At 64.3% G+C, this 21,568-nt stretch carries 16 protein-coding genes and 3 tRNA genes; 10 read left to right on the top strand and 9 right to left on the bottom strand.

All coding sequences use genetic code 11. The features are described from left to right. Nucleotides 1-33: 33 nt before the first annotated feature. The gene (locus tag AZSI13_RS03665; protein WP_109039819.1) at nt 34-408 is read left to right on the top strand and encodes a hypothetical protein; all 375 of its coding nucleotides are present in this window, start codon (nt 34-36) and stop codon (nt 406-408) included. A gap of 235 nt (nt 409-643) precedes the next feature. On the opposite strand, the gene moaE is transcribed toward AZSI13_RS03665, so the two are convergent. The 6 genes from moaE to AZSI13_RS03635 are packed head-to-tail and all read right to left on the bottom strand — an operon-like array spanning nt 644 to nt 6,525. Continuing rightward, complete coding sequence (moaE, locus tag AZSI13_RS03660; RefSeq protein WP_109039818.1) at nt 644-1,105, bottom strand: molybdopterin synthase catalytic subunit MoaE; 462 nt, start codon at nt 1,103-1,105, stop codon at nt 644-646. A 35-nt stretch (nt 1,106-1,140) separates the two neighbouring features. After that, the gene (moaD, locus tag AZSI13_RS03655; RefSeq protein WP_109039817.1) at nt 1,141-1,392 is read right to left on the bottom strand and encodes a molybdopterin converting factor subunit 1; all 252 of its coding nucleotides are present in this window, start codon (nt 1,390-1,392) and stop codon (nt 1,141-1,143) included. A 9-nt stretch (nt 1,393-1,401) separates the two neighbouring features. Beyond that, nucleotides 1,402-2,637: a gephyrin-like molybdotransferase Glp gene (glp, locus tag AZSI13_RS03650; RefSeq protein ID WP_109039816.1), complete on the bottom strand. Its 1,236-nt coding sequence runs from the start codon at nt 2,635-2,637 to the stop codon at nt 1,402-1,404. A gap of 30 nt (nt 2,638-2,667) precedes the next feature. After that, the gene (gene mobB / locus AZSI13_RS03645; protein ID WP_109039815.1) at nt 2,668-3,213 is read right to left on the bottom strand and encodes a molybdopterin-guanine dinucleotide biosynthesis protein B; all 546 of its coding nucleotides are present in this window, start codon (nt 3,211-3,213) and stop codon (nt 2,668-2,670) included. After that, a complete protein-coding gene (locus AZSI13_RS03640) occupies nt 3,210-4,568 on the bottom strand; it encodes a hypothetical protein (protein WP_109039814.1) in 1,359 nt (452 codons plus the stop codon). Before AZSI13_RS03640 ends, mobB begins: the two co-directional genes overlap by 4 nt. Before the next feature lie 4 nt (nt 4,569-4,572). After that, a complete protein-coding gene (locus AZSI13_RS03635) occupies nt 4,573-6,525 on the bottom strand; it encodes an ATP-dependent DNA helicase (RefSeq protein ID WP_109039813.1) in 1,953 nt (650 codons plus the stop codon). Nucleotides 6,526-6,871: 346 nt separating this feature from the next. On the opposite strand from AZSI13_RS03635, the gene AZSI13_RS03630 reads away from it, so the two are divergent. The 3 genes from AZSI13_RS03630 to AZSI13_RS03620 all read left to right on the top strand — a co-directional run bounded on the left by AZSI13_RS03630 (nt 6,872) and on the right by AZSI13_RS03620 (nt 11,147). Then, nucleotides 6,872-9,751 carry a cache domain-containing protein gene (locus AZSI13_RS03630; protein WP_109039812.1) on the top strand — a complete coding sequence of 960 codons (2,880 nt, stop codon included), beginning with the start codon at nt 6,872-6,874 and terminating at the stop codon, nt 9,749-9,751. 90 nt (nt 9,752-9,841) lie between these two features. Then, on the top strand, nt 9,842-10,744 hold the full coding sequence (locus tag AZSI13_RS03625) for a recombination-associated protein RdgC (protein ID WP_109039811.1): 903 nt from the start codon (nt 9,842-9,844) through the stop codon (nt 10,742-10,744). Nucleotides 10,745-10,823: 79 nt separating this feature from the next. Further along, on the top strand, nt 10,824-11,147 hold the full coding sequence (locus AZSI13_RS03620) for an integration host factor subunit beta (RefSeq protein WP_109039810.1): 324 nt from the start codon (nt 10,824-10,826) through the stop codon (nt 11,145-11,147). 125 nt (nt 11,148-11,272) lie between these two features. Here AZSI13_RS03620 and AZSI13_RS03615 read toward each other — a convergent pair whose 3' ends face one another. Beyond that, nucleotides 11,273-11,968, bottom strand: coding sequence for a Bax inhibitor-1/YccA family protein (locus AZSI13_RS03615; RefSeq protein ID WP_109039809.1), 696 nt, complete (start codon nt 11,966-11,968; stop codon nt 11,273-11,275). Between the two features lie 241 nt (nt 11,969-12,209). Then, entirely contained in the window at nt 12,210-12,515 is a 306-nt protein-coding gene (locus AZSI13_RS03610) for a DNA-binding transcriptional regulator (protein ID WP_109039808.1), read from the bottom strand. Between the two features lie 304 nt (nt 12,516-12,819). Between AZSI13_RS03610 and AZSI13_RS03605 the strand changes: the two genes are divergently transcribed. The 6 genes from AZSI13_RS03605 to AZSI13_RS03580 all read left to right on the top strand — a co-directional run bounded on the left by AZSI13_RS03605 (nt 12,820) and on the right by AZSI13_RS03580 (nt 18,010). After that, the gene (locus AZSI13_RS03605) at nt 12,820-14,043 is read left to right on the top strand and encodes an aspartate kinase (protein ID WP_109039807.1); all 1,224 of its coding nucleotides are present in this window, start codon (nt 12,820-12,822) and stop codon (nt 14,041-14,043) included. 106 nt (nt 14,044-14,149) lie between these two features. Continuing rightward, nucleotides 14,150-14,243: transfer RNA gene (locus AZSI13_RS03600), tRNA-Ser, on the top strand. 122 nt (nt 14,244-14,365) lie between these two features. Beyond that, nucleotides 14,366-14,442, top strand: a tRNA-Arg gene (locus AZSI13_RS03595). Between the two features lie 295 nt (nt 14,443-14,737). Further along, a tRNA-Arg gene (locus AZSI13_RS03590) sits at nt 14,738-14,814 on the top strand. Between the two features lie 417 nt (nt 14,815-15,231). Further along, on the top strand, nt 15,232-17,445 hold the full coding sequence (locus tag AZSI13_RS03585; protein ID WP_165833287.1) for a TonB-dependent siderophore receptor: 2,214 nt from the start codon (nt 15,232-15,234) through the stop codon (nt 17,443-17,445). Between the two features lie 280 nt (nt 17,446-17,725). Beyond that, nucleotides 17,726-18,010 (top strand): HU family DNA-binding protein, encoded by a 285-nt coding sequence (locus AZSI13_RS03580; protein WP_109039805.1) that lies wholly within the window; start codon nt 17,726-17,728, stop codon nt 18,008-18,010. 282 nt (nt 18,011-18,292) lie between these two features. On the opposite strand, the gene AZSI13_RS03575 is transcribed toward AZSI13_RS03580, so the two are convergent. Then, the gene (locus tag AZSI13_RS03575; RefSeq protein ID WP_109039804.1) at nt 18,293-21,541 is read right to left on the bottom strand and encodes a DUF748 domain-containing protein; all 3,249 of its coding nucleotides are present in this window, start codon (nt 21,539-21,541) and stop codon (nt 18,293-18,295) included. Nucleotides 21,542-21,568: the final 27 nt, after the last annotated feature.

Raw genomic sequence — 21,568 nt, 5'->3', positions numbered from 1 at the left:
ACAACAAAGCAGAAACATCAAAGGAGATTCAGCATGCAACACACGCTTTCCCGCATTGCCATTATCGCGGCCCGGATCGCCGGCACCGCTGCCCTGATCATCGGGTTGATGCTCTGGTTCGGCCAGGGCGGCGCCCTGATCCATGCCCACATGGGCACCGGCACACTGCTCGTCCTGGCCCTCTGGCTGCTCGGCGCACTGGCCCTGAAAGCCAAGCCTGGGGCGGCCATCCTGGCACTGGTCTGGGGTGTGGTGACCCTGGCCCTGGGGATCTTCCAGGGCGCCCTGCTGCCAGGGGAATATCACTGGGTGGTGCAGGCCGGTCACCTGCTGGTGGGCATCAGCGCCATCGTGCAGACGGAAAAGCTGGCGGCGGCCCTGGGCGCCCAGGCTCCCCAGGCAGCCTGATTCAGTCGGCAAATTGAGCCGCCAAGGCCGTTAGCCGAAGCTCCTGCATCCAGACCAACGGGGCTGGCCAGCGGCAGCCTCCACGGGTAGACGCAAAAAAGCCGGGAAGTCTCCCGGCTTTTTTTATTGCTCCATTTTCCGAACCATTTTCAGCATTGCCCGGAGCGGCAGGAAAGACGCCCATCTCCGCAGGGCCATCACGGAGAATGGCGTCCCGCTTGCCTCTCCGGGGTGATCACGATTCAGGCCGCGCCCAGCGGGCGGCGGCGCTGTCGTCCGTTTCCCGGGCATCCACCCAGCGGGCACCGTCGGGAGTCACTTCCCGTTTCCAGAAGGGAGCCCGGGTTTTCAGGTAATCCATGATGAATTCGCAGGCGGCGAAGGCTTCGCCCCGGTGGGCGCTGCTCACGGCCACCAGGACGATCTGGTCGCAGGGTTGGAGGGCGCCGACCCGGTGGATGATGCGGCTGCCCAGGATATCCCAGCGCTGCCGGGCCTCGTGGACGATGGCGGCCAGGGCTTTCTCGGTCATGCCCGGGTAGTGCTCCAGGGCCATTTCGGAAACGCCGCTGCCTTCGTTCATGTCCCGCACCAGGCCGACAAAGGCCACCACGGCGCCGACGCCCGGCTGGCCGGCGCGCAGGGCGGCGACTTCCGTGGAGAGGTCGAAATCTTCGTGCTGGACGCTGATGCTCATGGCGGCTCCTTGATCTTCAACCCTTGTCCTGGGCCTTAACCACCGGTGACCGGCGGAAAGAAGGCCACTTCGTCGCCCTCGGTCACCGGCGTATCGGCCCGAGCCATGTCCTGGTTCACGGCGAAGCGCAGGTTCTTGGTGGTGGCGAGCTTTTCCCAGTCGCCCCCGCGGCCCGCCAGATGGGCCCGCAGACCGCCCACGTCGGCTACCCCGGGAGGCAGGGCCAGTTCTTCGGCGGCAGTGCCCAGGGCTTCCCGCAGGCCGGCGAAATACAGCACTTTGATCATGGGAAATCCTCAGCCCAGGAGTTCGGAGAAGGGGAGGAAACGCACCGTATCCCCCGCCTGGATGGTCTGCCCCGGCGGGTTGTCGATGAGGCCCGAGGCTTCCACCAGGGAAGCCATGACGCCTGCGCCCTGGTGGCGGTAGAGGGCCACGGTGCCTTCAGCGGTGAGGCTGGCGCGCAGGAACTCGCGACGCTTGTCAGCCTTGTTCCATTCACCGGCAGCAGGCAGGCGGTAGGCCCGGGGGGCCACGTCGCTGACGCCCTGGCTGCGCAGGATGAAGGGGCGCACCAGCATCAGGAAGGTGACGAAGGCGGAAACCGGGTTGCCCGGTAGGCCAATGAAGGCGGCGCTGCCCGGCAACCCTTCGCCAGCCTCGCCGCCTTCGCTACGGCGCACGGCGCCGAAGGCCAGGGGCTTGCCCGGTTTGATGGCGATGGCCCACAGGTCCAGGCTGCCTTCGGCCTCCACGGCGGGTTTGACGTGGTCTTCCTCGCCCACGGAAACGCCGCCGCAGGTCACCACCAGATCGGCGCCGGCCGCGGCTTCGCGCAGGGCGGCCCGGGTGGCTTCCAGGGTGTCGGGCACCTGGCCCAGGTCCTTCACTTCGCAGCCCAGACGTTCCAGCAGGGCGACGATGGCGAAGCGGTTGGAGTTGTAGATGGCTCCTGCCGGCAGGGGCTGGCCCGGCATCACCAGCTCGTCGCCGGTGAAGAAGGTGGCCACCCGTAGGCGGCGATACACGGGCACTTCGGCCAGGCCGACGGAGGCGGCAAAGGCCAGCTGGGCCGGGCCCAGGCGGGTGCCGGCGGAGAGGATGCGGGCATCCTTGGCCACGTCTTCCCCGGCCCGGCGGATGTTCTCCCCGGCCTGGGGCACGTGCTGGAAATTGATCCGGCCTTCGCCGGCATGTTCGCAGCGTTCCTGCATGATGACGGCGTCGGCGCCGGGAGGCACCGGGGCGCCGGTGAAGATGCGGGCGGCGGTACCCGATTCCAGGGTGGTGCCGACGGCACCGGCGGGAATGCGTTGCGAGACCGGCAGCACGGTGCCGGGAACGGGAATGTCGGTGGCACGCACGGCGTAGCCGTCCATGGCCGAATTATCCAGAGGCGGCACATTGACCGTGGAGGTCAGATCCTGGGCCAGCACCCGGCCGGCGGCGGCCTGGGTGGGCAGCCAGCGCACTTCTCTGACGGGCTTGGCGGCGGCCAGCAACTGGGTCAGGGCGTCTTCAAAACTGAGCATGGGCGTCATCCTTGGAGTCTTGGCTTTGCATCATCGCTGTGGGTGCTTGAAATAGTCCATGACGAAAGCGGCCACCGCCTCCGCATCGTTCACATCCAGCACCGGCAGCGTAGTTTGCACCGGGCTGTCGGTGGCCACGGCGACGATGTGGGTATTTTCAGGATACAGCGGCGCCTTGCCGTTGGCGGCCCGATAGACCTCGATCTTGGGAATGGCTTCCTGCTTGAAGCCTTCCACCAACACCAGGTCGCAGGGGGCGAAGCGGGCCAGGTGTTCGGCCAGGGAGGGCTCCGCCTCGTTCCGCAATTCGTGCATCAGCGCCCAGCGGCTGCCGCAGGTGACCATCACTTCGCCGCAGCCGGCCTCCCGGTGACGATAGGAATCCTTGCCCGGGGTGTCCAGGTCGAAACCGTGGTGGGCGTGCTTGATCAGGGAAACTTTCCAGCCCCGGGCGATGAGCCGGGGAATAACCTGCTCCACCAGGGTGGTCTTGCCGGAGCCGCTGGTGCCGGAAAAGCCGAAGACCCGGGGCGATTTTTCCGGCGGCTGTCCGGCCGTGTTGTCGGGCGTGTTCATGCCGCCTCCTCCTCCCGGCAGGGCACGGCAAAGACGGCGGCGAAACCGCCGCCGGCAGTGCGGAAATTGGTGGTCTGCCCCTGATAGAGGCGGGCCGCCGCCAGCTGCACCTCGCCCTGATAGGCGTAGGCGCGGATATCCAGCTTGAGGTGGTTCGGCCCTTCTTGCACGGCGTTGTCGGAGAAGACGCGGCGCTCCGACGGCGGTACCAGGGCCTGGGCCACGTAGGCGGTGTTCTCGCTCTGGCCGGCGGCGATGATGTCTTCAAAGACCCGCTTGGTCAGCTTGTCGCCCCGGTAGGCGGCCCGGCTGCCAAAGCCGGCGGCGGGCTTGAAGAACCATTGCTTGCGCTGCTGCCACCATTGCTCGGCCTGATCCGCCGTGACCAGGCGGGTGGTGGGAATGGTGGCGGCGAAGGTCCGCCGGCACGCTTCCGGGACGTCCAGTTCGGCCAGACGCGCCGGGTCCGAGAGCAGCACCAGGTTGCGCTTGTCGGCAAAGAGGGCGTGGGCCCGGGGATGGGGCGTAACCACGGCTGCGCCCTCCAGGTAGGCCTGGCGCAGGGGCGCACTGGCGGCCTCTTCCAGGGCGAAGTCGGTGAGGCGGTTGTAGACCAGGTCCACCGCCTGGCCGTCGTGCCACAGCACGCCGTCGCGGTAGGTGAACTCGCCGGGGTCGGCCACTACGGCAGCCATGCCGGCCGCTTCAAAAAGGCGGCGGAACAGCTCGAATTCGGGAGCCAGGTATTGGGCTGCCGGGGCGGTATCGACGATGGCGATGCGCTTGAGGGGCGCATCGCCCTTGGCCAGCGTCCACTCCTGCCGGAACATGGCGAGAAAGGCCTCTTCGACGCCGCCCGTCGCCGGCAGGAATTCCTGCACGGTGCTGCAACAGGAGCGCTGGGCCCGGGCCAGCTTGGCGTTGAGCAAGCCGCCGCCGGCATTGGTGTTGATCTCGATGAGCCGAGGCCCCTCGTCCCCCAGGTGGAAGTCGTAGCCGAGAAAGACGCCGGCGTGGGGCGGGGCGAAACGGGCAATTTCTGGCGCCCAGGCCAGTACTGCTTGCTGGTAGGCCGGCAGACGGGCCACTTCGTCCACCGCCGCGACCAGCTCGGCCATGGCTGCCAGATGGCGCTCGCCGACGAAGACCATGGTGTCGGAAAAGAGATGGGGCCGGCTCTGCCGCAGTTCCCGGTAAAAGTCACCGTTGCCGCCCTCCCCGTCCAGCTGGGCGGCCAGGGCGGCGTGGTCCAGGGCCAGGCAGGGGCATTCCCGGTTGAGGTGGGCCGCCGCTTCCCGGCAGTCCGGCGAGAGATCGGCGAGGCTGGGAACGGGGGGCTGGATGGAAGCCGTCATGGGGTCAATTGGGCTGCAGGGTGGCGTAGAAATCCAGGACTTCGATCAAATCCCGGGTGCGCTTCATGGGCGGCAGGCTGCGCCAGAAGCGCTTGCCGTAGGGTTTGGTGATGAGCCGGGGGTCGCAGATCATCAGCACACCCCGATCTGTCTCATCGCGGATGAGGCGGCCGGCGCCCTGCTTGACGTTGATCACGGCCCGGGGCAACTGATATTCCATGAAGGCGCTGCGGCCCTGCTTTTCCAGCTGTTCCACCCGGGCCTTCAGCACCGGGTCGTCGGGCGGGGCGAAGGGCAGCTTGTCGATGACCACCAGGGAGAGGGCTTCGCCGCGCACGTCCACGCCTTCCCAGAAGCTCTGGCTGCCCACCAGGATGGCGTTACCCAGGCGGCGGAAGCGTTCCAGTAGCTCGGTCTTACTGCCTTCGCCCTGGAGCAGCAGGGGCATCTCCAGGCCCTCGTCCTCCAGCTTGGCGGCCAGCAATTCGTGGGTACGACGCATGGCCCGCAGCGAGGTGCACAGGAAGAAGGCGCCGCCACCACAGGCTTTGAGGGCGGGCCAGGCAGCCTCCACCACGGCTTCGGTGAAACCCGGCTGATTGGGATCGGGGATGTCCTGCGGGGCGTAGAGCAAGGCCTGCTGGCCGTAGTCGAAGGGGCTTTCCCAGCGGGCCGATTCGGCATCCCAGAGGCCCAGTTCGTTGCAGTAGTGGCTGAAATCCGCCTGCACCGCCAGGGTGGCGGAGGTGAACACCCAGGCCCGGGGGTGGCCGTCCAGCTGCTTGCGGAAAAGGCGGGCCACGTCTAGCGGGGTGGAATTGAGTTGCAGCGAATGGGTGAAGGCTTCGCCCCAACGCACCACGCCGGGCTCTTCCTGGCGCCACTGGGCGAGGCGTTGCAGCAGCTCGCCGTTGCGTCGCCAGCAGTTCTCCAGGCCCTCGCTGCGCTCGGCCTGGTTTTCCAGAATGGCGTTGAGCAGCTCAAGTTCCTTTTCCAGATTGCTCAGGGCATCGAGGAAGGGGGCATTGCCTTCGAACTGGCTCCAGGCGTAGCGGGCCGGTTCCACGGGTACGGTGAGGCGCAGGTCCTTGGCGGCCTTTTCAACGATGCGGGTGGCTTCCTGCAGGTCCAGGCAATCCCGGGCGGAGGCCAGGCCTTCGCTGCGGGCGTCCCGGGCCAGATCGAGGACCTGGGAGGTGGAGAAGCTGTCGCCGAAGAACAGGGTGGCGGTTTCCGGCAGCTGGTGGGCCTCGTCGAAGATCACCGCATTGCAGGCCGGCAGCAGTTCGGCCATGCCTTCGTCCTTGAGCATGACGTCGGCGAAGAAGAGGTGATGGTTCACCACGATGACATCGGCCGCCAGGGCTTCCTTGCGAGCCTGCAGGACGAAGCACTCCTTGTGGTGGGGGCATTCCTGGCCGAGGCAGTTTTCCCGGGTCGAGGTGGCCATCATCCACGCCGTGGCGTTCTCCGGCACGTCCAGGCATTCGGCCTTGTCGCCGCTGCGGGTGACCTTGGCGAAACGGGCAATCTTCTGGATGTGGGACACATCCTCCCGGTTCTGGAAACGACCATCCAGCAGGGCCCGATCCAGGTGGTAGGGGCAGACGTAGTTGGCCCGACCCTTGAGCAGGGCCACCTTCACCGGCGCCTTGAGGGCGGCGCGGACAGTGGGGATGTCCTTGTTGAAGAGCTGGTCCTGCAAGGTCTTGGTGCCGGTGGAGACGATCACCTTGCCGCCGGAAAGCAGGGCCGGCACCAGATAGGCGTAGGTTTTGCCTGTGCCCGTGCCGGCCTCGGCCACCAGGATGTGGCAGGCCGTCATGGCGGCAGCAATGCGCTCCGCCATTTCGACCTGTTGCTGGCGCGGGCGATAACCGGGAATGTTGGCTGCCAGGGCACCGCCGGCCTCGAAAATGGCGGCGGTTTCGGCAACGAGTTGGGGAGAAGCGGACATGGGGACGGGCAGAAAACAGGCTGCCAATGCTACCAGAAAGCCGCCCGCCGCCGACGGCGGCGCACCGGCAAAAGCTTGCGGGCCGGCCCTGAGACTGGTCCCAGGAGCAGCCCCGGAAATGGCGCCAGATAAGGAAGATAGCCAGGCGCTGGGGCAATGGCCCGCCAGCCGCCCTCCCCCGGGCCGGCATCGGCGCGGCCCGGCGGCGGTGGGCATGGACGGAACACCCAGCGTGTATGGCAGGCAAGGCCCTGCCAGGGAGCCTGACGAATACCCTGCCGAGGCATACCATACAAATATATAACTATAGTAATATTCGCCTCTGCCAATTTCCCTTACGTTTGCCGTGCCCCTGGCCATCAACGAAAAATCCCTCTCTCGCCTCCAGCTCGTCGGCATGCTGGCCCTGGTTCTGGTGTTCACCCTGGGCCTGGGCATCCACTTCACCCTGCAGGACGAGCGGGATTTCGAGAGCGGCTTGCAGGCCCTGGAGCAGGAAACCCTGGCCCAGCAGCAATCCCTGCTGGAGGCGGAGGTGGATGCCAAGCGCAATTACCTGGAATACGTCCGCTCCCGCACTGAAACCGTCCTCAAGGCCGAGCTGAAGGCCCAGGTGGATCAGGCCTACCAGATGGCGGAGGCCATTTACCGCCAGGAAAAGGGTAAGCGCCCGGAACGGGAAGTCCGCCGCCTGGTGGCAGAAGCCCTGCGCCCCCTGCGCTTCTTCGACGGACGGGGCTATTTCTTCGTGGACGACCTGGCCGGCAACTGCGTGCTGCTGCCCATCGCCCCCCAGCGGGAAGGCAGCTCCCTGCTCGACAACCAGGACGATACCGGCCACTACATCATGCGCGGCCTGATGGACGCGGCCCGCCATGGCGAAGGCTATTCCCGCTACCGCTGGTACGTGCCGGGCAATGACAAGGAAATGGCCGACAAGATCGCCTACGTGCGCCGCTTCGAGCCCTTCGGCTGGATCATCGGCGCCGGGGACTACCTCTACAAGATGGAGGAGGACCTGCAGCGGGAGGCCCTGGAGCGACTACGCTCGGTGCGCTTCGGCAACAACGGCTATCTGGCGGTACTGCATGAAAACGGCAAGGTGCTCGTTTCCCCCTCGGCACCGGGCTCGGAAGGCAAGAACCAGGAGACGGTGGATTCCCCCGCCGAGCGCCAGGTGCTGGCCCAGATTCTCGACCTGGCCCGCCAGGGCGGCGGCCCGACCCGCTACGAATGGCTCAACCCGGCTACGGGCAAGCGGGAGCCCAAGCTCTCCTTTGTCCGCCCCGTGGAATCCTGGGGTTGGGTACTGGTGGCCGGGGTTTACCTGGACGACCTGCAGCAGGACCTGGCCCGCCAGCGGGAGCCCCTGCAGGCCCGGGTGCGCCAGCACATCAGCACCACCCTGCTGGTGCTGGCCCTGGCGGCGGCCACCTCCCTGGTCTTCTCCTATTTTTTCTCCCGCTGGATCGCCCGACTCTTCCAGCAATACCGGCAGGACATCGAGAAGCGCAACGCCCAGCTGGTGGAAAACGCCCGCCAGCTGAAGCTTTCGGCCCAGGTTTTCTCGAGCGGCAACGAGGGCATGGTGATCACCGATGCGGAAAACCGCATCGTCACCGTCAACCAGGCCTTCACCCGCATCACCGGCTACGCCCCGGAGGACGTCGTCGGCCAGACTCCGGCAGTGTTCGCCTCGGGCCGCCACGACCGGGATTTCTACCGCCATATGTGGCGGCTGCTGGAGGAGAACGGCTCCTGGTCCGGCGAAATCTGGAATCGCCGCAAGGACGGCTCGGTGTACCCCGAATGGCTGAACATCAGCACGGTGCGGGACGAAGCCGGCAAGCTGACCCACCACATCGCCGCCTTCTCCGACATCACCGAACGCAAGCAGGCGGAAGCCCGGGTGCGCCACCTGGCGGAGTACGACGCCCTGACCAACCTGCCCAACCGGGTGCTGCTGCAGGACCGCACCAGCCAGGCCATCGCCGCGGCCAAGCGCAGCGGCGGCCACCTGGCGGTGCTCTTCATTGACCTGGACCGGTTCAAGAACATCAACGATTCCCTCGGCCATAGCGTCGGCGACGAGGTGCTCTGCCGGGTATCCGAACGCCTCACTCTGGCCGTGCGTGCCACCGACACGGTGAGCCGCCTGGGGGGCGATGAGTTCGTCATCCTCCTGCCGGACCTGGAGACGCCGGCCCAAGCAGCCACGGTGGCGGAAAAGCTGCTGGCCACCCTGGCCCAGCCCATCCTGGCCGGAGGTCACGAACTGGCCGTGACGCCGAGCATCGGCATTTCCCTCTTCCCGGAGGACGGGGAGGACGGCGCTACCCTGCTGCAGAATGCGGATGCCGCCATGTATTGCGCCAAGGAGCAGGGCCGCAACAACTTCCAGTACTTTACCCGGGAGATGAACGCCCGGGTTTCCCAGCGCCTGCAAATCGAAAACGATCTGCGCCAGGCCCTGCAACGCCAGGAACTGCTGCTGCACTACCAGCCCCAGTACGATCTGGCTGACGGCGCCCTGGTGGGGTGCGAGGCCCTGCTGCGCTGGCAACACCCGGAACGGGGCATGGTGGGGCCGGACCGCTTCATTCCGGTGGCGGAAGAAACCGGCCTGATCCTGCCCATCGGCCATTGGGTGCTACGGGAAGCCTGCCGCCAGGCGAAGGCCTGGCAGGAGCGGGGGCTGCCCCCGATTCCCGTGGCGGTGAACATTTCCGCCGTGCAGTTCCGCCAGGCCAATCTGGTGGAACTGGTGGAAGGGGCCCTGGCCGAATCCGGGCTGGCGCCCCGCTGGCTGGAACTGGAGTTGACCGAATCCATGCTCATGGAAGACGGCGAACGCCACAGCGCCACCCTCAGCCGCCTCAAGGCCATGGGCGTGGGCCTGGCCCTGGATGATTTCGGCACCGGCTATTCCAGCCTGGCCTACCTGAAGCGCTTCTCCCTCGACAAACTGAAGATCGACCGCTCCTTCATCCGGGATCTGCCAGAGGATGCGGAAGACGCCGCCATCACCACGGCCATCATCGACATCGCCCGCCACCTGGGCCTGGCAACTGTCGCCGAGGGAGTAGAGACGGAGGCCCAGCGCAGCTTCCTCAATACCCGGGGTTGCAGCCAGATGCAGGGCTTCCTGATGGCCCGCCCCATGGCCGCAGAGCAGTTGGAGGAGTTGTTCGCTAGCCATACCGGGGCCGCCACGACGGAGGCTTGAGAAAGCGCCGCCACGGTGTGGCGGCAGCGTTTTTCCGCATGGTTTTCCGCGTAGAATGGCGGGCTCTTTTTCAAGCACCGGCCATTCCCCATGTGGTTCAAGAACCTGCAAATCTATCGCCTGCCCCAAGGCTGGAAACCCGAGCCCGAGGCCCTGGAAGACCAGCTGGGACGTAACCGTTTCAACCCCTGTGGCCCCATGGACCAGCAAACCAAAGGCTGGCTACCGCCCACCGGCGAGCCGGCCCTGGCCCACGCCCAAGGCCCTTTCCTGCTGCTCTCCCTGGCCGTCGAACAGAAGCTGCTGCCCTCCTCCGTGGTTAACCAGACGGCCCAGGAACGGGCCGAAGAGCTGGCCGTGCAGCAAGGCTATCCGGTGGGCCGCAAGCAACTGAAGGAACTGCGGGAACGGGTACGGGACGAGCTGCTGCCCCGGGCCTTTACCCGCCGCCGCCGTACCGGCGTGTGGATCGACACCACCGGCGGCTGGCTGGTGGTGGATGCCAGCAATGCCTCGAAGGCCGAGGAAGTGCTGGAAATGCTGGGCAAATCCCTGGACGACTTCCCCATCGCTCGCCTCAACACGGAACAATCCCCGGTGGCGGCGATGACCGACTGGCTGGCCGGCGGCGATGCCCCCGGTGCCTTTACCATCGACCGGGACTGCGAACTGAAATCGCCGGTGGAAGAAAAATCCGCCGTGCGCTACGTCCGCCACACCCTGGAGGGCGACGACGTGCGCCAGCACATCGCCGGTGGCAAGCTGCCCACCCGCCTGGCCCTGACCTGGAGCGACCGGGTTTCCCTGATCCTCACCGACAAGCTGGAGATCAAGCGCGTCGCCTTCCTCGACATCGTCAAGGAAGAAGCGGAAAGCCAGGCAGAAAACGCGGCCGAGCAATTCGAGGCCGATTTCGCCCTGATGAGCGGCGAGTTCTCCCGCCTGCTGCCTGCCGTCGTGGATGCCCTGGGCGGCGAAGTACCCCTGCAATAAGCCCCGCAAGCCCCATAAGTCCCTGAATCCGCACCCCTCTTGAGACGGAGGGGCGCAAATCGGGTTAAAATCGGACCCTATGACCAAATCCGAACTCGTAGCCGATCTGACGGGCAAACTTCCCCATCTGACGACCAAGGATGTGGACTTTGCCGTCAATCTCATGCTTGACGCCATTGCCGAAGCCCTCACCCAGGGAGACCGGGTGGAAATCCGCGGTTTCGGCAGTTTTTCCCTCAACTTCCGCCCCGCCCGCCAGGGCCGCAACCCCAAGACCGGAGAGCAGGTCGAAGTCCCGGCCAAGCACGTGCCTCATTTCAAGGCCGGCAAGGAACTGCGGGAACGGGTCCAGGAAGCTGCAGAAACCGCCGCTCGGGAGCAACGGCTGCGTCAGGCAGCCTGAACCCACCGCGACAGAGGGGCGCGCCTGCGGGTAACGAATCTTTCCGGCGAAATTTTCGATACCGGACACAGAAAATAAAAAGGGCGGCCATCAGGCCGCCCTTTTTGCATCCAGGAGCAACGTAATCAGTCGCGCTCGCCGGTAAAGGCCATGATCAGGTTCAGCAGGCTGACGAAGACGTTGTAGATATCCAGGTACACCGACAGGGTGGCAACGACATAGTTGGTCTCGCCGCCGGTGACGATACGGCTGATGTCGTAGAGGATGTAGGCGGAGAAGATCATCACCGCGGCGGCGGAAATGGTCAGGGCCAGGGCCGGAATCTGGAAGAAGACATTGGCCAGGGCCGCCAGCAGGATCACCACCATGCCGATGAAGAGGAATTTGCCCATGAAGGAAAAATCCTTCTTGGTCACGGTGGCAACGGTCGCCAGAGTAAAGAAGATGGCACCGGTGCCAGCCGCCGCCATGGCAATCATGGAACCGCCGTTGGAGAAGCCCAGGGCCACCTGGAGGATGCGGGAGAGCATCAGCCCCATGAAGAAGGTGAAGCCCAGCAACAGGACCACCCCCATACCGCTGTCCTTGGTGCGCTCGATGCCCCACATGAAGCCGAAGGCGATGCCGAGGAAGAGCAGGAAGGAGATCAGCGGGCTGCCGGCAAAAAAGGAAAAGCCCATCTGCACGCCGACCACCGCACCAATGACTGTGGGCACCATGGACAGGGCCAGCAGCAGGTAGGTATTGCGCAGCACCCGGTTCTGCGCCGCAGACTGGGTGATGGAACCGGAAGCGCCGGTTACTTGAAACTGGGGTTGCATTGAGAATCCTCCAATCGCCGATGAACAGGCGCCAACAGGTAGTGAATGGGAAAAAATGTAAACAGGGAAAATGGCTGGGGTATGACGGCTAAGACTACCTGCGGCCCCAACAAGTTGCAAACCCGGGCCAGCCCTTACTTTTCCCACTAGATTGGGGCATCCGGCCAAAGAAAAAAGCCCCCGAAACGGGGGCTTTCCGGAATACCGGCGGAGCGATAGCCGCCCCGCTTGCCTGAACCAATCAGGCTGCCTTCTTTTGCTTGGCCTTGGCGGTCTTCTTCAGGTTCTTCAGGGTTTCGGGTTCGAAAGCCTTCAGGTACTCGATCACTTCCACGTCTTCACGCTTGATACGCTGGATGTCCACCTGCTCCACGTGCACCAGGCGCAGCAGTTCACGCACGGGCTTGGGCATGTTGCGGCCGCTTTCGTAACGGGAGCCACCGCTCTGGGTGACACCGATCTTGGACCAGAACTGCTGCTGGTTCAGGCCCAGCTTGCGACGGATTTCACGGGGATCGATCTTTTCGACCAATTTGACGTTGCTCATGGTGTGTTCCTCTCGAATATTGGATTCTGAATTTCTGAATTGGGTTGTCAATCTGCTCTGGCAAACCATGACAAGCGATTCACTGCTTGCTGGCCATGTTCTGGACTCCGAATATCGAGACACCCAAAACATATCACCAAAGTCATAGTACGTAAGTATAGGCCATTCACATATATTTGCAAGTGGCATGAATCAAAAAATCACTAAGGGATTTCACTTAGTCTTTGCCGCCCAACACCCTACTGTTACGGGAAGGCTTCGGTTAGAATCTCGGGTTTTCTTACTCCGCTCAATTGGATAACGAATGGCGCTGATAGTTCAGAAATACGGCGGCACGTCGGTGGGCTCGACGGAGCGCATCAAGAATGTGGCCAAGCGGGTTGCCCGCTGGAAAGCCATGGGTCATGACGTGGTGGTGGTTCCCTCCGCCATGTCCGGCGAGACCAATCGCCTGATCGGCCTGGCCAAGGAAATCTCCCCCAGCCCCTCTCCCCGGGAACTGGACGTGATCGCCTCCACCGGCGAACAGGTGACCATCGGCCTGCTGGCCATGGCCATCCAGGAAGAAGGCCTGAAAGCCAAGAGCTACACCGGCGCCCAGGTGCGCGTGCTGACCGACAGCACCTTTACCAAGGCCCGCATCCTGCAGATCGACGACGAGCGCATGCGCAAGGACCTGGCCGAAGGCAACGTGGTCGTGGTCGCCGGTTTCCAGGGCGCCGATGAGAACGGTAACATCACCACCCTGGGCCGCGGCGGCTCCGATACTTCCGCCGTTGCCCTGGCCGCCGCCCTCAAGGCAGACGAATGCCAGATCTATACCGACGTGGATGGCGTGTACACCACCGATCCCCGCGTCGTCCCCGAAGCTCGCAAGCTGGATACCATCACCTTTGAAGAAATGCTGGAAATGGCCAGCCTCGGCTCCAAGGTGCTGCAAATCCGCTCCGTCGAGTTCGCCGGCAAGTACAAGGTAAAACTGCGCGTCCTCTCCAGCTTCCAGGATGAAGGGGAAGGTACGCTGATCACTGTTGAGGATGACAAGAACATGGAACAACCGATCATTTCCGGCATCGCCTTCAACCGCGACGAAGCCAAGCTGACCGTGCTGGGCGTGCCCGACCGTCCCGGTATCGCCTACCAGATTCTGGGCCCCATCGCCGAAGCCAACATCGATGTGGACATGATCATCCAGAACGTCGGCCACGATGGCACCACCGACTTCTCCTTCACCGTGAACCGCGCCGAATTCGCCAAGGCTCAGGGCATCCTGGAGCAGGTCAAGCAGCACATCGGCGCCCGTGAGATCGTCGGCGACAACAAGATCTGCAAGGTCTCCGCCGTCGGCGTCGGCATGCGCTCCCACCCGGGCGTCGCCAGCCAGATGTTCCGTACCCTGGCCGAAGAAGGCATCAACATCCAAATGATCTCCACCTCCGAAATCAAGATTTCCGTGGTGATCGACGAGAAGTACCTGGAACTGGCCGTGCGCATCCTGCACAAGACTTTCGGCCTCGACCAGACCTGATCGTCACTCCTGCATGACCTGTTTCACCCTGAAAAAGTGAAATATGCGGCAAACGCCGCAATTTGTTTGACCAAGGTCGGCGAAGCCGCTAATATGCTGGCCTTCCGGAGACGTGGCCGAGAGGTCGAAGGCACTCCCCTGCTAAGGGAGCATACGGGCTAAAACTCGTATCGAGGGTTCGAATCCCTCCGTCTCCGCCAGACTTACTTCTTGTTGATTGCCAGTTGATCTCGAGAAAATAAGGTTGGCAAAAGAAGCGAAAGCTGTATATAATCTCGCTTCTTCGCTGAACGTGAGTTCAGCAAGTTAAAAGCAAGACAGCGCGCCCGTAGCTCAGTTGGATAGAGTACTTGGCTACGAACCAAGGGGTCGGGCGTTCGAATCGCTCCGGGCGCGCCATCAAGCTTAAGCACCAAGGCCAATCAATTGATTGGCCTTTTTGCTTTTCAGGGTCAGGAAAACCGGGGCGCCTCACCGCCACCGATGTTGCCTTCCTTCCGAAGTCCGGAGACCTCCTGCGACGTCCTCCTGCCGCATTCCTCTTGCCGTTTTATACGGCCTTGTTACCGCCAGCGCCACGCGGCGCTGGTCCTGTTTTTCCTCCTGCTTGCGCGCAGTACCGGCCCTGCGAAAAAATTCCCCGTACCCCCTGGCGCTTTTCCCCCGCATCCGTATAATGCGCACCTCCTGTCGCGCGCCCGTAGCTCAGTTGGATAGAGTACTTGGCTACGAACCAAGGGGTCGGGCGTTCGAATCGCTCCGGGCGCGCCAGACAGCCACTGCATTTAGGCCAATCTCACGATTGGCCTTTTTGCTTTGGTGCGTGACTTTTGCGTGAATCGGCGGATACCTCCGACGTGGCATTTGTGACTGGCGCGACGGATGCAATTCTCCCCCTTTGCGCAACCACCCCCCCTCCGCTGGATTTATCCTTGAAATCCGGATGCATGGTGCATCAATCAGGTTGCTGCCCACCCTGGGTGCAATATTTCCTTACAACCTGTGACTGCCCAGAGACGCCGTCCTTCGTATACTTGCCTCCGCAAGGCAGCCAGGGGTGTTCACCTCCCAGCCACCCAGCCCACAAGAAGATCCGGCCATTAAGGCCTTACGAAGGCCTCTAGCAAGGCCCCTCCCCGTCCTTTTGCGAGTCTCCCTGTCATGGCGCTGTCACGTCCTGTTTTTCCCTTGCCCCCCCTCCTGCCGCTGTTGATTGCCGCCTTCCCCCTGACGGCCGGCGCAGCCGATGGCGATACCACTTCGGCGCCTGCTACCGCGAAGGAAACCCGGACCCTCGCTGAGGTCACCGTCTCGGCCAATCGCCTGAGCGATACGGACCAGCGCCGTTTCGCCACCGCCGCCAAGATGGTCTTTGGCCGGGAGGAGCTGGACCGCTATGGCGACAGCTCCCTGGGAGACGTGCTCAAGCGTCTGCCTGGCGTCACCCTCTCCGGCACCCCGGGGCGCGGTGGAGATATCCGCATGCGGGGCCTGGGCAATGGCTACACCCTGATTCTCATCAATGGAGAGCCGGCACCCCGTGGCTTCTCCATGGACAGCATTCCGCCCGAGCAGGTGGAACGCATCGAGGTGATGCGAGCTCCCGTGGCAGAGCCCAGCACCCGGGCCATCGCCGGCACCATCAACATCATCCTGCGGGAAGACCTGGCCCGGCGGCAGAACGACTTCCGCCCGAGCCTGGCCCTGGAGAACGGCCGCTTTCAGCCCTCCGTCTCCCTGCAACGCAGCGATTCCTTCGATAACTTCGGCTACAACCTCAACGCCAATCTCATGCACCGCAACCAGGAAAGCCAGGTGGACAGCCTGACCTCCGCACGGGATCGCAACAGCGGTGCCACCACCCTCTTGCAGCAGGAGCAGAGCCGCAGCCGCAGCGAATCGGACGGGCTGCACCTTTCTTCCCGCCTCAACTGGAAACTGGGAGGCGGCGACACCCTCTCCCTGCAGCCCTTCTTCACCCAGCACCGGGGCGTCACCACCGGCGATGCCGTGCTCAACCAAAGCCTCGGTGCCACTCCAGCCCCCTACGCCAGCGCCCATTGGCGCACGGACAGCGACAGCAGCATGTTGCGGCTCATGGGCAACTGGAAGCATCGCCTGGAAGGTGGCGGCCGGCTGGATATTCGCTTCAACGGCGGCCTGGCCAGCAGCGACAGCAGCACCAGCCGTCGGGAATACGACGACAGTGGCAAGCTGAGCCACACCAGCTGGCGCAGCACCGGCATCGACGACCGCAGTTTCAGCACTTCCGGCAAGCTCACCCAACCCATGGGCGGCAACCACAACATGGCCATCGGCTGGGAGGTGGAACGAGGCCAGCGCCAGGAAAGCGCCACCACCCTGCAAGACGAGGTGCTGCAACTGGCCACCTTCGGCAGCGAGCTGGAAGCCAGCACCCGCCGCTTTGCCGCCTTCGCCCAGGATGAATGGGAAGTCTCGCCCCTCTGGTCCCTCTACGGCGGCCTGCGCTGGGAAACCATCCGCACCCGCAGCACTTGGGCCAGCGGCAGTGCCGGCAACGACAGCAGCGTCGTCAGCCCCCTCTTCCACAGCGTCTGGCGCTTCACTGAAGAAAGCAAGGACCAGATCCGCCTCGGCCTGACCCGCAGCTACAAAGCCCCCACCCTCGGCCAGCTGGTGCCCCGCCCCACTCTCTCCAGCACCTATCCGGCCAGCGGCGCCAACACCGTGGACAAGGCCGACAGCGCCGGTAATCCGGACCTCAAGCCGGAACTGGCCTGGGGCCTGGACCTGGCCCTGGAGCACTACCTGGCCCAGGGCGGCATCCTCAGCGCCAGCCTGTTCCAGCGCAACATCGACAACCTCATCCGCAGCGTCACCTCCTTGCAGAGTGTGGATTGGTCCCCGGTGCAGCGCTGGGTCACATCCCCCACCAACATCGGCAAGGCCACCACCCGGGGCATTGAGCTGGAAGCCAAGTTCCGCCTCGCCGAATTCCTTGAGAATGCGCCGCCACTGGACCTGCGGGCCAATGTCAGCCGCTTCTGGTCCGAGGTTGAGGGTGTCATGGGCCCCAACAACCGCCTCGACCAGCAGCCCACCTACAGCGCCAACCTGGGCGCTGATTACCGGCTGCGCAGCCTGCCCCTCACCATCGGCGGCAACATGAACTGGATTCCCGCCTACACCGTGCAGCAGAGCAATACCCAGATCTACACCCAGAGCCTGAAACGGGTGTACGACGTGTACGCCATCTGGCGCGTGCAGCCGGATACCCAGGTACGCTTTTCCGCTGCCAACCTGCTGCAGGCCGACTACGACACGGGGATGACTTACCTCACCAGTAACACCGAGCGGATGGTGCAAAGCAGCACGAAAACCTACCGCATCCTGTCGGCCCGCCTAGAAATCAAGTTCTAATCCGACAACCTCCCTAAGCCTTTGATCAGAATCGGGAAAGACGGCAGACAGCGGCATCCACCGATAAACCGCCCCACCCCATCCCCTTGCCCTGACCAGTGCCGATGCACCAGGTCGGGGCATTGCCACACCCATACCAAAGTCATGGCCACCGGGGGAAAAGCCTCTTCCCTGCTGATTTTCAGCCAAATTAGGCTAGGCAGCCTCGTTGGGATATGCCAGAATTCCTGCCGACCGCGGAATCCCGCGTCTCACCTTCGCAAACCAAGGAGATTTCTGAATGAACAAGAGCGATCTGATCGACGCCGTTGCGGCTGGCGCCGACCTGAGCAAAGCTGCTGCCGGCCGTGCCCTGGACGCAGCCATCGAAGCCATCACCAAGGCCGTCGCCACGGGCGACAGCGTGACCCTGGTGGGCTTTGGTTCCTTCAAGGCTGTGAAGCGCGCAGCCCGCACCGGTAAGAACCCCAAGACCGGCGCCACCATCCAGATCCCGGCTTCCACCAGCCCGAAGTTCAGCGCCGGCGCCGCCTTCAAGGCCGCCGTTGCCCCCAAGAAAAAGTAATTTTTCTTGTATGGAACGCAAAAGGGCTGCCTTCGGGCAGCCCTTTTCTTTTGTATCTCTGTAGTTGCAGCCGGTGACCCGTTAGGAAGTGAGCGCGGCCGCAGAACGCAGCCTCGGTATCGGTTTCTCATCGGCTTGGCATCAGCCAGCAGATAACGCCACAGGCGATCCGCCACCCCATCACATCATCGCCCTGCCAGCAGCATCCGCCAACGACTCCCACAGCCGGAATGAGCCGGAAGGCTTGCCGGGAAGCCCAGGGCTCCCCGGCGCCACTACGCATCACTGCAGGCTGAATTCCACCCGACCGCCAGCAGGCGCACCCTTCGGCGCTTCACCGCCCACCTTCGGGGTGAGCAGGAACATGCGCTCCACCGGCACGCCACCCTTTTCCGCCAGCCACGTCTGCACCGCCGTACCACGGCGCTGGGCGAGCTGGCGCAACTCATCGTCTTCGGCCGGAATGTTGGCCAGCATCAGGGCCTCCATTTCCGGCACCGGCAGGCTCTTGGTCAGACCGACGAAGTTGCGCGGCTTTTTGAACGACTCTTCCTTGTAGGCCTTTTCCAGGTAGCGGGGATATTCCTCGGCGCTGACGCTGACGTCGGCCAGGCTGCCGCTGGCCTTGCCGCCCTTGGCCTGCTCGGCCAGCTTCTGGGCCCGCACCTTGCGATCCAGAATGGCCCGCTTGAGGCCCTCCCGCTCAGCAGCGGGATCGGCGGTGCCAGTGATTTCCAGCTTCAGGGAAGGCCGGTCATTGAGGGCCTTGGCGATGGATTCCAGGCGCTTCTCCACCTCCGGCGTGATCCGGCCGTGGCCGGCATCGAAAGCCACGTAGGAAAGCTCCTCACCGCCGCCGAAGAGGGAAGACAGCAGGGCAAAGGGCGAGGTCACGGCCTTCACCAGCAGGTTGAGGATCATCTTGCCGACAATGCCGCCAATGCTGAACTGGGGATCGTTGAGGGAGCCCTGCACCGGCAGGTTGAGGTCGATCTCGCCGCGGGAGTTCTTCAGCAGGGCCACCACCAGGCCGATGGGAATGCCCAGGGCGTTGGGGCTTTCCACCTTCTCGCCGAAGGTCAGCTGGTCGATGAAAATCTTGTTCTGGGCTTGCAGCTCGCCCTTCTCCACCTTGTACTGCACGTCCACCGAGAGCTTGCCCTTTTCGATGGCGTAGCCCACGTAGCGGCCCGAATAGGGAGTGAAGGAAGACATCTCGATACCCTTGGCCCGGGCCTGCACATCGAGGGCGATGGGCTTGCCCAGGGGATCGATCTTGCCGCTGATGTCCAGGGGTGCCGTGCGATCCACCTTGCCCTTCACCGCCAGCTCCGCCAGGGTGCCCGCCGCCAGGGTGCCGATACGGCCGGAAAGATCCGTCAGGTTGGCGCTGTAGTTGGGCTTGATGAAGCGGTCGGTGAAATTGATGTTGCCGCCGGCCAGGGTGACCTTGCCGATGCGCACCTGGGCTGCCGGCCCCTTGGCCTTGGCCGGTGCGGCAGCCGCCGCAGGAGCAGCCGGTGCAGGAGGCAGTACGGCGGCGGCACCAGCCGGAGCCGCCGCGCCGGAAGCAGCGGCGTCGCTGCCGGCAACGGCGGCCGGCGGAGCCTCGTCCTGCTTGACAATGTCCTGGAGGTTGAGCCGCCCCTCGGGGGAGAGGATGGCCCGGGCGTAGAAGCTGGCCAGGGCGATTTCGCCCACGGCGAAGCGGGGCGGCGTGCTGCCCGCCTCCACACCGCTCAGGCGCAGGCTCTTCCAGCGCAGCAGGTCGGCGGCGTTGAGCTTGTCCAGCACGTTGAAATCGGTGAGATTGACGTCGCCATTGAAGGCCACGGCGCTGCCTTCGGCCTTCAACTTGCCCTTGATGGTCAGATCGCCCTTGGTCAGCACCGCATTGAGCTGATCCGCCACCCAACCCTGGAGGGCCACCAGATTCACCTGCTCCAGGTCCAGATTCAGGTCGGCGCCGGCCGGGGCGAAGGCAGCTTCACCATCCACCTTGAAGCGGCCCTGCTCATTGATCTTGGCCTCCACCCCCAGGGTAGTACGCTTGCCCGAAGCTGAAGAAAGACCCGCCAGCTGAACCGCCAGGCCATCCACCACCAGGGGCTGTACCTTCTCCAGGGTGTCGTCGCTGTAACGCAGGGCGCCGCCGGTCACCTTTGCCTGGCCCACCTCCCAGGCCCAGGCCGTTACAGCCTTGGCGTTTGCGGGAGCGACGGGGCTTGCCTTATCGATCTTCTCAGTCTTTTCGCCCTTATCCGCCTTGCCACCCTTTTCAGGCGGTGCAGCCTTGGCTACGGGGCCGGGCACCAACGATTGCAGGCTCTGCACCAGATCCAGCTCGCCGCCCTTGAGGCGGCGCAGGCCGGCTTGGGGCTTTTCCAGGGTCACAGCCGCCACCTTGGCCTGGTGGCTGGCCAGATTCACCGACACCCCCTCCACCTTGAGGGCGCCGAAGCCCAGGAAGGGCTGCTTCTCACCATGGCGCGCCAGAGCCACGTCCTGCACGGTCAGGGCTGCCTCCAAAGGCTTGGCCGGGTCCAGGTCGGCCTGCTGGATGGCCAGGCGCAGGGCGCCGGCATTGACCGCCACCTTCTCGCCCTTGGCGGCCAGGCCCGTCACCGCCAGTTCGCCGGTGACACCCACGGTCGGGGTCTTGCCTTCGGCCTGGGCGAAGGTCACCGCCAGGTCGCCTTCGAGCTTGGCGGCGTTGAGGGTCAGGGGAATGTTGGCGGGGATGTAGGCATCCATGCCGGCCAGGTTGAAGTCGCGGATTTCCACATCCACCACGGCATCCTTGCCCGGCGCGAAGGGCCGTAGCTTACCGCCCAGGGAAAGGGGAGCGCCGTTCAGCTTGGCAGCGAAATGGGGCTCCACATAGCTTTCCACGGTGCCCGGGGTATTCGCCAGGAAGGGAATGCCGAGGGCCAGCTCGCTCACTTCATGGCGCACCTTCACCGGCTTGTCCTCGAAGTCGATGCGGCCGTCCTGCACCGTCACATTGGCCACGGAGAAGGCCGGCGTCGGACCTTCGGAAGGCTTGGCGGTCCACTTCTCGATCAGATCGGAGACGTTGTAGCGATTGCCCGATTCCCGCACCAGATGCACGTAGGGGCCCACCAGGCGCACTTCGCTGACCACTGGCAGGGCCCGGGCCAGGCTCATGGCGGAAAGGTTCACATACAGGCTGTCGAAGCCCACCAGTCGCTGTTCCGCCGGCACCCCGGCCTCGGCCCCCTTCTCGCCCACGGCAAAACCGCTGATGGTCGCCGACAGGGTGTAAGGCGATACGTCGATGCGGTCAATGCGCACCGGCCGCTCGAACTCGGCGGCCAGCAGGGATTCCAGCTTGCCCTTGGCAAAACCCGGCAGCCAGAAGTAGCCCAGCAGGCCAAACAGCACCACCAGCGCCAGGAAAGCAACGGCGCCCTGGCGGACGCGGCGATGCCGGGCGCAGGCCGCAAGGCGTGCCCGCAGGGCGGACGGCTGGGGAGAAGACGGAGCAGGAGGCGGGGCAGTGGTCGTCATGGCGATGAATGTTGTGTTTTTTATCGG

Source organism: Azospira sp. I13 (assembly GCF_003112695.1).
Classification (GTDB): Bacteria; Pseudomonadota; Gammaproteobacteria; order Burkholderiales; family Rhodocyclaceae; genus Azospira.
The sequence above is the reverse complement of the archived record's forward strand: the minus strand, read 5'-3'. Positions and strand labels throughout refer to the sequence as shown.